The sequence below is a fragment of the Bacillus sp. JJ1521 genome (assembly GCF_036965165.1).
Lineage (GTDB): Bacteria > Bacillota > Bacilli > Bacillales > Bacillaceae_L > Ferdinandcohnia.
In genome coordinates, this window is sequence record NZ_JBALOX010000195.1 from 1 (window position 1) to 10,525 (window position 10,525).

A 10,525-nucleotide genomic window follows, 5' to 3' on the forward strand; every position below is an offset into this window, starting at 1 on the left:
GCTGAAGTAGGCTCATCAAATAGCATAATATCAGGTTTCATCGCAAGTGACCTTGCAATGGCTACCCTTTGCTTTTGTCCTCCTGACAATTTTTTAGGGTAAACATGGGCTTTTTCTTCTAATCCGACCTTCTTTAACAATAAAAGAGCCTCTTCTTTCGCAACTTCTTGTTTAACCTTTTTGACGATAATGGGTGCTTCTATAATATTTTCAAGAACCGTCTTATGCGGGAATAAGTTAAAATGCTGAAATACCATTCCTACCTTTTGCCTAATTTCACTAAGTTTGTCTCTTTTTGGATTAATTATTTTGCCACCAATACTAATTTCACCACTATCCATTGTTTCTAAAAAATTTATACATCTAATTAACGTACTTTTTCCTGATCCACTTGCTCCGATTAACACAATTACCTCACTTTTTTTAATGGTGAGAGAAATATCCTTTAGTACATGCAAATTTCCAAAGCTTTTGTTCAATTTGTTTATAGATATTATTTCAGTTGTTTCTTCCTGCAAATGAATCCCTCCCTCTAATCTCCTTTAGCTAACCGTTTTTCTACACGATTAAATATAAAAGTAAATACGATAACAATAATTAAATAGTAGATGGCTACAATAATGAAGTATGTTAATTCATCAAAAGTTTCAGCAGATAACCGTCTAGCCATCGCGAATAATTCATCCATTGCAATAAATGCAGCTAATGAAGATTCTTTAAGTGATAATATAAATTGGTTACCTAATGGAGGAACGGAATGTCGAAACGCCTGGGGTAAAATGATTCTTCTCATCGTCTGTGCCTTTGACATGCCGAGTGAAAGACCAGCCTCCATCTGTCCTTTATCAATAGATTGTATGGCCCCTCTAAAAATTTCAGCTATATAGGCACCACTATGTATAGCTAAAGCCAGTGTTGCAGACGAAAATTGCCCTAGATCTACGATTTGATAGAATCCGAAGTATAAAATGAAAATTTGAACTACCAATGGGGTTCCACGAATTATAGCAATATATAAATCTGCAAGATATTTCCCACCTGGTATTGAAGATAACTTTAATAAAGCAAAAAATAGGCCAATAATCGTTCCAACTACTATTGAAGCAAGCGTAAGCTCAAGCGTTAGGAGCAAAGGCTTCATAAAAAAGGGGAAAGTTCGAATAAATTCTTCCATAATATGTTGGAATCCCGGCAATACAAGCACCTCCTTGAAATAGGATATTTAACCTAACAGACTACTTTGAGTCTGTTAGGCATAGTGGTTAAGTTTATTGTTTTTTACTAATGTCACGACCAAAATATTTTTCACTTAATTCTAAGTACGTTCCATCTGCCATAATTTCGGCTAATGCTTTATTAATCTTTTCTAACAGTTCAGAGTTACCTTTTTGAACGGCAATCCCATGCTGTACTTCTGATAACATTGGACCAGCAATTTTAATTTTCATCCCTGTTTGTATTGCGATCTCACCAACAGTAATATCTGTAATTGTCACATCATGCTTCCCTTGTTCTAAAGCTCTTAATGCTGTGATATCACTGTCATAAGTTGCTATAGAGTCTGTATATTCTCTAGCCATTTTTTCATGTGTTGTTCCCAATGCAACTGCTACATCTTTACCTTTTAAGTCATCAAGCGTGTTAATATTATTTTCATCAGGTTGAACAAACAATTGTCCCCCCGAAATGTAGTAAGGGTCAGCAAAATCCACAGCTTGAGCCCTCTCTTCAGTAATAACATGACTAGCAATGGCTGCATCATAGCGTCCTGTCTGAACTCCAGATATAATGCCAGAGAAAGGTGTAGTTGAAGCTTTAGGTTCAAGACCTAATCGCTTAGCAATCTCAAAGCCAATTTCAATATCGAATCCAGTTAATTCACCATCTTTAAAGAAACTAAATGGTTGATATTCCCCTGATGCAACAAAATGGAAGACCCCTTCTTTCTGAAGCATGGATTGTTTTTCCCCTGAAGAATTTTTTTCTTCGCCATTCGAACTACTTGAATTATTGGTTTCCCCCTTCGTATTACTTGAACTATTCGAGTTATTGGACGATTCACTACATGCAGCAAGTAATAAGCTAAATACAAATAGTACGGATAATACTTTAATCACCTGTTTCACTTTTCCACTCTCCCTTTTCATCTTTTTCTCTACATCACCAATCATTGCAATTATCATGCCAAGATTAGCTGTTAAAACTAGTTAGAGGAAATGAATGCTATTAGATTACTATCTTTAGAGGATTTTTTAGTATGATCTATATTTTTTAAACATTCTTTTTTCATTTGTAAAGGACAAATAATTTAAAATATATCAAGAATAAACCATTTGATTTGATCACATTGCCATCGTATTGAATCGAATACAAAAAATATTGGGGAGACTTCCCTCTAACATTAAAAATAAACTCCCTTTCTCTTGAAATAGTGAGGACAAAACCAAATGGTAGTTGCGACATCTCTAAATAATAAAATAAATGTAAACTGAGTCGACAATGGTTCATATACTATTAATATCGATTCAAATAATAATCAATTGTACGTTGGAGGAATGAGGGATGAATAAAATAATTGAGGAAACCCTATCTAGTAAACATTTTTTCTCCATCTTAGACAGTCTCTCAGACGGTATTTATATAACTGATAAGAATGGACTTACCCTTTGGCTAAATAAATCCAGTGAAAACTTATGTGGAGCACCTAGGTCGAAGTTAATTGGACTAAATGTGAAGAAGTTGGAAGAACAAGGAGTCTTTTATCCATCCATTACGATGATGGCATTTGAATCAGGAGAAACGGTCTCAGCAGTACAAACCCTTAGATCTGGTAGAAAAATACTCGTAACTGGTCATGTAATTCCAGATTCTGAAGGAAATACCGAATTTGTTATTGCACACTCTCGTGACATTTCAGAAACGATAAGTACTACCGCTAAATTAGAGGAAACGCAATTTCTTCTAAAAAGGTACATTGAGGAGTACCAAATCATAAACCGACAACAAAATCAAAAGCTATCCAATCATATTTTATTAGGAGAAAGTCAAGAATTTGATAACATGTTAGAATTAATAAAGAAGGTTTCTGTTGTAGATTCAACCATATTAATTACCGGTGAAACAGGTGTAGGAAAAAGTTTGATTGCTGAATATATTCATAAACTTAGTCATCGTTGCAAAGAACCATTTATTCAAGTTAATTGCAGTGCTATACCCGAATCATTAATAGAGTCTGAATTATTTGGTTATAAAAAAGGTGCTTTTACGGGAGCAAATACAACTGGAAAAATTGGACTTGTTAAAACTGCAGAGGGCGGAACTNNNNCCAATTGGAGATACAAAAAATCACGTGGCAAACGTGCGAATTATTGCAGCTACAAATTCAAATCTAATTGAATCCATTAACTTAGGTAAATTTCGACGCGATTTATATTATAGGATGAATGTTCTTCCAATACATGTTCCGGCTTTACGGGATCGACCTGATGATATTTTTCCATTACTCCATTATTTCATAAAGAAGTTCAATCGAAAATATGAAACGACGAAAGGTATATCGAATGATGTATTTGATTTATTAAAAAACTACTCTTGGCCAGGGAATATTAGAGAACTAGAAAATCTTATAGAGAGAATGGTCATAATATCTAAAGCGGATATCATTCAGATTCAAGATTTACCTGAAGAAATCAGGAACACTAGCCAAAATGAAATTTTATTTTCTTTTGGAAGTGAATTTTCCCTTAATAAAAAAATAAAGCAAATTGAAACAGATTTAATCTTAAAAGCTTATCAATTACATGGTACAACTAGAAAAGCGGCGGATGTCCTAGGAATTACACAGTCATCTCTAATGCGGCGAGTAAAGAAATATGGGATTCCACTTTCAAAATAAAAAGATAATCCATCCATCTAAGGTCTCTAACGAACTCTTGTATTGATTTGATGTGATTTAATATTATCAAAAATAATGGGTGGGAGGAGGTCAGAACCTTCCTCCCCATAACTACTCTAATGGTGGGATGACTTTGTTCTTACTTCCGCCATTCTAATTTTCAATTTTTGCAATCTTTTAAGCAGTTTCTTACTTTTTAACTAAGTGTTTTTACCATAGTATAATAACTGTTACCAGGAGGATAATCTTTAATTTCACCAACAACCTGATACCCATTAATTCCATAAAAAGAATGGGCTTGAAATTCAAAAGTGGTTAACAGAGCCTTCTTTGCACCTTTCTCTTTGGCGACTTTTTCAGCTTTATCAAGAAGGTGTCTACCTAAACCTTTACCTCTGTATTCTTCACTAATCCAAAATTTGTTAATCTCCATCCAATACCAATAACATCTGCATTTAGACCACCAATCCAGTTATTGTTGTCAGCAGACACCAAAATATTTATTGGTTGAATAGCTTCTTTTTTCCTTACTTCTTTATGATATACGGAATGTTCATTGTTAAATTCTCTAATTTTCTTATGTAAAAAGGTAAAAAATTTTGCGTTATTTTCCAACACAATTTATATTATAGTTCATCTTCCTTTTCCCCTAATTTAGTTTATATAATATCGGTATTTAGTAAATAATGAAGCAAAGCTATCCTATTGAATACTTAGAAAATCATTTAGAAATTTCGGCAAGTTTAGACTTAACTGGGAAATGTGATAAAAAACTAGCAGCCATTCGCTCTAATGCATTGTATTCCTTGGGATACATCTCAAATCCGAATGACCCTGCTTGTTCATACGCTGAGTCATTTATCCATTCGAACAATTCTCCATATGCACTCCCAGCATTATCTATGTCTCCATGATATTCTAAAACTGCATAAGTTCCTTTAGGGATTACATATGAAATCATATCAATTGGGGGTTCTGTTTCATGGGATACTTCTATTCCAGCTATCCAAGTAAAAAGGTCAATATCAGGGTTGTAATTTGGAGGATCAATAAAAATTCCATAAGTTGTTGGAGAACCAATAGTTCCAACTACCTCATTTGCCCTTTTATTAAATGATTGCTGAAGCGTAGGTATAATTCTTTGTTCTCTGGTATCTTGTAATAATGTTTCTATCTTCATACCGATAATCCGAACGGGTTCTCTTTTAACAATTGTTATTTCCATCTACATATCTCCTTCTATTATTTTCTATTATTAAATTGAATTCTACTTTAAATGTCAAATTTCCTCTTTTTGCAGGAAATAGTCATTAGATAAATCAAGCTTCTTGAACCCACCCTTTGAATAAGAAAGCTGTTTTCGTAATTATTGTTGCTAGATCATAAGGGCTCAAAAAAACTCGCAATAGAAATTTGCGAGTTTTCTTTATTATATAAGGATTTGCTTATTAAACTAAAGCACCCGTTCTTGAATAAGATTTGTTCTTACTTTATTCATTAAAATCATCATAAGGCTTTGCATATAAATCTATATCAAATGCAGCTTCAATATTTGATGCAAAATTAATAACATCTCTATCCAAATATAAACCAGGAGTATCTCCATCTTCAATTTCCACAACGATAAAGAATTTACACTCAACAGAATAAATCTTTTTTATCTCATTAATTATTGATACCTTATTTCGAAGTGGGGTTAAAATTGTTGTAATTGTTCATTTACATCAAGAGATTCTTGGTAGCCAGTATCTAAATCCCAAGAAGTTTCTTTTCTAAACAGAGTTGCTGGACGATTGAGAATTATAGCTCCTTTTCTATAAGTATTAGAAGGTGTAATCCCTAATTTTTCAGTCACATTATCTAAGGGAAATGTATCCCCAAATAGTCTAAAGTAAACTCTTACCTTTGTTCTCTCCACAGTCATACCTCCGAAAATCTTTGTCCTCTAACAAATATTCTTATTATACTAAAGCATCCGTTACTTTAAGTACAATACTTCACAATCTTCTACGTTAATCAAACAAAAATGGCGATGCCTTATTTAAGCATTGCACCCGTTAATGTTAAAGCTATAACCGCAAATATCGCATCCTCTTTAGCTTGGATAGAATGTCTATTTCCACCTCTCCAATTTATGAAGGCTTTTTACAAACATTCCTGCCAAAAACTTCGGAAACCCCATTTCGATGCATTTATCTTTTACAAATAGTTTCATTTCATCTACAGAAAAGTCCTTTTGAATGAATTCTCCCTCTTGATAACAATGCTTACAATACATTAAACTTTTATCTAAATTCTTTTCCGTCCCACGGTCTTCCATCTTCTTTAATGGCATGGCACAGCTTTGACATTTTTTATATTTTTTCATACTATCACCTCATATTATGCTTCAATTCATCTTGTACTGTTTTATAAATTTTTTTGACTCTTTTTAGTTGAGGAGCTGTAAGATATTTTTCTCTTTTTCGTAACACTTTCAAAAATTCCTCTCTGTTTTCATTTGTTACTGCAAAAAGCGTGCTTTCAGAGTGTTGAGGAATTTCCTTTGGTCTGCAAGTCTCAAGGTGATGGAGTAAGAACGGAAAAATTATATCATTGTTTTCCTTACTGACGGCTGCTAGCTTCGCAAAAGTTAGGACACCTTTATCAATAGTAATAACCGAACCTATTTTCATAGCACTTTTTAATTTGTCAAGATGCTCCATAATGGTTTCTGCTGCTACCTCGGCAATCGTAGATAATGCCGTCATTCCTCCCCACACCATACGGTTATTCCGGCTTCTTAGCAACTCTATGAAATTCAGTACATACTTGCCTATAAGTTCGGGTTTAACAAGTCCAATTTCGTATGCTACCTTAATACAATCGTGTTGAACTTTTTTATCCTTGCAAGAGAGGTTTTTAATTATTTCTTCAATGGCTGCATGATTTTCTTCTTTAGCCAGCTTATGTGCTAGCTCAATATTCGGCTCTTCATCAATTCGTCCTAAATGAGAAGCCAATTGGTTTATTACTGACATGATCATCCCTCATTTATCAAATTTAATACTTGTTCTTACATCTAACTTGAATATATTTGTAATTTTACCACATTTATTCAAGTTCTTATTGCGCTAACCTGCACCGTTAGCACAATAAGAAAACGGATCGCCGCAGCCATCCCATCTTTAACATAAGCACCCGTTACTTTAAGTGCAACTGTTCACAATCATTTTATTGTATAGAACCTATAACATTTATATTTTCTAATACATAATAGCCATGCATTAACGGCACAATGTATAATGTTTAGAATTTATCATATAGTTGGTGCAAAAATGAATGAGAAATTTGATGAAGAGAAAGAACTTTGGCATAAAATCCAGCATCTTCGTGAAGAAATGGTTCGAACAGCATACAATAAGAATTTAGATTTTCTTGATGAAGAAGTTTTATCATTGAGCCAAGCTTTAAACAAACTTTTAAACGAATATGAAAAATTATTACACGGAAAATAAGGAAATTATCACCTCTAGAATGTGAATACATCCTTCGCCGGAGCAACCCCGCCGCTCACGTAAGTAAAAAGCGACTGTTCCTATTGAACAATCGCCCCCCTTTTTAAACAATATTTATTTTTTTAAATCGACTTTAATCGGCTCTAAAGAGTATGGTTCCCTAACTAATTCCAATTCCCTGTTTTCGTTTGCATTTTTATATATTTTAACTACAGGAGTTATCGTGAGGTAGGATGCTTCCTTTTCAATAGTTTTTGTAATAATCCTATCATTCAATCTGAATGGGCTGTCTCCATACCCCCCGTTAGGTAATACGTTGTATTCATTTCCAACATCATCCGTTACTAAATAGTCGAAAATGACAACTTCCCATTTCTCTTCTTTCAATTGCTTTAAATGTTCATCAACTTCAGTTCTAAAATAGAATGTTGTTGAGATAGGAGTTGTGACCATTTGTGTGAGTGAAACATAAATGCCTTCGTCTTGTGAAATGTGGTTCTTAAACTTCTTTTCATTACTTGTTATTGCTTCTAAAGTGAATTCAAATGCCCAATCGCCCGCTAACGGTTTTTCTAATTTCTCTGAACGGACAGCATCTCCATCCCATTGAACATCTATCTTGTCTGGTTGTTCACCGTTCATCAAATAAATGATGAAAAGCCCTGCATACTCCTTGTCACTGATTCTTTCTGTCATTAGCCTCCCTGGAATATGACCTTTCTCATATCCTTTTATGAAATATTGACCTTCCAAAAACGGCTCTTCACCTAAATCTTCTTCGCTCTCCATTTTATAGACAATTGTTACACTTTCACCATCATATACTGCATCTGTAATCGTTATTTCGACTCCATTGCTTTCTATTGAAGTACCTATTTTGGTAGAATATTGTTCATATTCATCAAATACAAATTCTTTGTCATCGTTATTAAAACGTTCAAATATGTCCCCTATAATTGGTAATTTTGTAGCAATAACAGGATTTGTCATTGTCAGTGTGGTGATGCCTATTATAGTTATTGAAGAGGCAATTAGGATTGCACTTGATAATTTTCCAATTGATTTGTTTTCCTTTTTCTTCATCAGCACAGCATTTTTGATTCTCTTTTTTTCCAGATCATCTACATTCATAGGACTTATTTCAAAGTCAGTCTTTAATTCATTGAATTGTCGATATAACTTTTTCATTGAAAAACTCCTCCAATTCGGAATTCTTGTAATCTCTTTTTTCCACGATAAAGTCGATTGTCTACGGATGCTTTAGTCAAGCCAAGATGGTTAGCAATTTCACTGTTTTTCATATTGAGTAAATACTTCATTATAAAAATTTCCCGATCAGTTTTTCCTAATTGATTCATCATGTGAATCAATTCCTCGGTTGATTGCTTTAAAAAGAATTCATCTTCAGCAGATATTACAACACTTTGGGTATCTCCCAATTCTGACATGGTTGGTATCTTTGATAATTTTCGTTGCTGATCAATCGCTTTGAATTTTGCAATTGTACAAAGCCATTTTCGAAAATCATCCCGATCACCTTTAAATTGCTTTGCATTTTCAAAGGCTCCAAGGAAGGTATCGCTTATACATTCTTCAATTGAATGGGAATCACCATATGACTTTAGAGTGTTCCAAATAATAGCTTTTACGATACCGATATACTCATCAATTACATACTCCAATGCATCGTGCTTTCCTTTTTTGAAATGTTTAATAAAGTTATACTTTGTGATTTTCATTCTCTTTAGACTCCTTTTAGATTGTAAAGGCCTTTATACTTAATACATCGTTTCATAGTATCGAATATTCTCAGATTCACGAATAAAATTAAAACCAATTAACCAAGGATAGGGAAATTTATTTTTACCTGAAGATTTTTGAAACACAAGAAAATGTGGAAAGGTTATTAAAATAACTTGTTTTGAAGACATAAGATTTCGCAGTTTAATTTGTGAATGTAACTAATAAATTCACAACGGAATGAGAGATGGAGGAAGAAAAGTATCGTAGCTCGCTTTCCAAATAACTCCTATTATGATTAACTTGCAACATTACTTAATAAGTTCAACAAAAATAAGCGATATTCCTTCCTGGACTATCGCACCTATTAGTTTAGAATCGAGTAATATGAAAATGCTACATTACGCATTTTGTTTAACATATTTAACAGGCAAAATTAGGTTTATCACTAAGAAAAAAAGAGGGCTATTAGCCCCTCTTAATAATTATTTCCTTATTTTTCTAACCTGCTTCGTTTGTTCAATAAGGAATTCAACAAAAAAGTGCATTAATCCTTCTTGGATCAACGCACCCATTAGTTTAAGTGTAAGCCTTCACATAGATAAATATAAAATTTAACCGTTGATATTAAATAGACACTGAGTAAACATACACTTCTTTTCCCCATTTGTTTATAGTTTTTATCTCCTGCATACCAATTCGTTCAGCGACTTTAACTGAAGGAATATTGTTTACATCAGGCAATGAGACCATCCTATTTAATTTTAATCGTTCAAATCCATAATTCTTACACGCTAAAGCTGCTTCAGTTGCATATCCTTTCCCCCAGACACGCCGAACAAATAAATAACCTATTTCCATCTCCATTACACCATCTACTTCTTGAGGTACAATTCCACATTGTCCAAGAAATTCTCCAGTTACTTTATCTTCTACGATCCATAAACCTACCCCATATTCATCATAATTTTTTAAGGTCCATTTAATCCATTCATTTGTATCACTTTCTTTTTTGGTTGAAGGATAATACCTCATTGCTACTGGGTCTGAAAAGATGTCCATCAAATTTCTAGTATCATCTTTGGTCATTTTTCTTAAAATTAACCTTTCGGTGCAAATAACTGGATTGTCCATTTTTTAATCCCCCTACATTTATTTTTAACATAATTAATGGTATATCCTTTAGTAGAACATTATTCCACAAACCTGCCTCATTAGTGGAACAACAAAAGCTGTCAAAATGACAGCTCTAATCTTAAACTTGTATACGATAGTTCAATAATACCTATTCTTCAAATTCTTTTTTCATTTGTTCAAATACTTCATTAGCTCCATCGTGCCAACCAGTAAACCGATAAATTCGTTTTGTTACTTTTCTACCTTCTCCTGTTAA

12 protein-coding genes and 2 pseudogenes are annotated in these 10,525 nt (G+C 33.4%); 3 read left to right on the forward strand and 11 right to left on the reverse strand.

What is annotated here, in order from left to right; all coding sequences use genetic code 11:
* The 3 genes from V7147_RS21500 to V7147_RS21510 all read right to left on the reverse strand — a co-directional run.
* A partial coding sequence (locus V7147_RS21500) for an amino acid ABC transporter ATP-binding protein (protein ID WP_335369851.1) occupies positions 1 to 518 on the reverse strand: 518 nt, incomplete at its 3' end.
* A gap of 14 nt (positions 519 to 532) precedes the next feature.
* A complete protein-coding gene (locus V7147_RS21505) occupies positions 533 to 1,195 on the reverse strand; it encodes an amino acid ABC transporter permease (protein WP_335369852.1) in 663 nt (220 codons plus the stop codon).
* Positions 1,196 to 1,268: 73 nt separating this feature from the next.
* Positions 1,269 to 2,126: a transporter substrate-binding domain-containing protein gene (locus V7147_RS21510; protein ID WP_335369853.1), complete on the reverse strand. Its 858-nt coding sequence runs from the start codon at positions 2,124 to 2,126 to the stop codon at positions 1,269 to 1,271.
* Positions 2,127 to 2,562: 436 nt separating this feature from the next.
* On the opposite strand from V7147_RS21510, the pseudogene V7147_RS21515 reads away from it, so the two are divergent.
* Both V7147_RS21515 and V7147_RS21520 read left to right on the forward strand, forming a co-directional pair.
* Positions 2,563 to 3,400: pseudogene (locus V7147_RS21515) on the forward strand (sigma 54-interacting transcriptional regulator); the annotation flags it as partial.
* 234 nt (positions 3,401 to 3,634) lie between these two features.
* A complete protein-coding gene (locus tag V7147_RS21520; protein ID WP_335369863.1) occupies positions 3,635 to 3,895 on the forward strand; it encodes a helix-turn-helix domain-containing protein in 261 nt (86 codons plus the stop codon).
* Between the two features lie 196 nt (positions 3,896 to 4,091).
* On the opposite strand, the gene V7147_RS21525 is transcribed toward V7147_RS21520, so the two are convergent.
* The 5 genes and pseudogenes from V7147_RS21525 to V7147_RS21550 all read right to left on the reverse strand — a co-directional run bounded on the left by V7147_RS21525 (position 4,092) and on the right by V7147_RS21550 (position 6,915).
* On the reverse strand, positions 4,092 to 4,328 hold the full coding sequence (locus V7147_RS21525; RefSeq protein WP_335369854.1) for a GNAT family N-acetyltransferase: 237 nt from the start codon (positions 4,326 to 4,328) through the stop codon (positions 4,092 to 4,094).
* 288 nt (positions 4,329 to 4,616) lie between these two features.
* Positions 4,617 to 5,120, reverse strand: a complete 504-nt coding sequence (locus V7147_RS21530; protein ID WP_335369855.1) for a GyrI-like domain-containing protein — start codon at positions 5,118 to 5,120, stop codon at positions 4,617 to 4,619.
* Positions 5,121 to 5,385: 265 nt separating this feature from the next.
* Positions 5,386 to 5,819 (reverse strand): annotated as a pseudogene (locus V7147_RS25270) (DUF4279 domain-containing protein).
* A gap of 189 nt (positions 5,820 to 6,008) precedes the next feature.
* Entirely contained in the window at positions 6,009 to 6,263 is a 255-nt protein-coding gene (locus tag V7147_RS21545; RefSeq protein ID WP_335369857.1) for a zinc ribbon domain-containing protein, read from the reverse strand.
* Positions 6,264 to 6,267: 4 nt separating this feature from the next.
* On the reverse strand, positions 6,268 to 6,915 hold the full coding sequence (locus V7147_RS21550) for a hypothetical protein (protein WP_335369858.1): 648 nt from the start codon (positions 6,913 to 6,915) through the stop codon (positions 6,268 to 6,270).
* 297 nt (positions 6,916 to 7,212) lie between these two features.
* Here V7147_RS21550 and V7147_RS21555 point away from each other — a divergent pair, with 297 nt between their 5' ends.
* Entirely contained in the window at positions 7,213 to 7,392 is a 180-nt protein-coding gene (locus V7147_RS21555) for an aspartyl-phosphate phosphatase Spo0E family protein (RefSeq protein WP_335369859.1), read from the forward strand.
* 114 nt (positions 7,393 to 7,506) lie between these two features.
* Here V7147_RS21555 and V7147_RS21560 read toward each other — a convergent pair whose 3' ends face one another.
* The 3 genes from V7147_RS21560 to V7147_RS21570 form a co-directional block, all read right to left on the reverse strand.
* A complete protein-coding gene (locus tag V7147_RS21560; protein WP_335369860.1) occupies positions 7,507 to 8,580 on the reverse strand; it encodes a DUF4179 domain-containing protein in 1,074 nt (357 codons plus the stop codon).
* Positions 8,577 to 9,131, reverse strand: a complete 555-nt coding sequence (locus V7147_RS21565) for a sigma-70 family RNA polymerase sigma factor (RefSeq protein WP_335369861.1) — start codon at positions 9,129 to 9,131, stop codon at positions 8,577 to 8,579. The genes V7147_RS21560 and V7147_RS21565 overlap by 4 nt, the downstream gene beginning before the upstream one ends.
* A 628-nt stretch (positions 9,132 to 9,759) precedes the next feature.
* Positions 9,760 to 10,266: a GNAT family N-acetyltransferase gene (locus V7147_RS21570; RefSeq protein ID WP_335369862.1), complete on the reverse strand. Its 507-nt coding sequence runs from the start codon at positions 10,264 to 10,266 to the stop codon at positions 9,760 to 9,762.
* Positions 10,267 to 10,525: the final 259 nt, after the last annotated feature.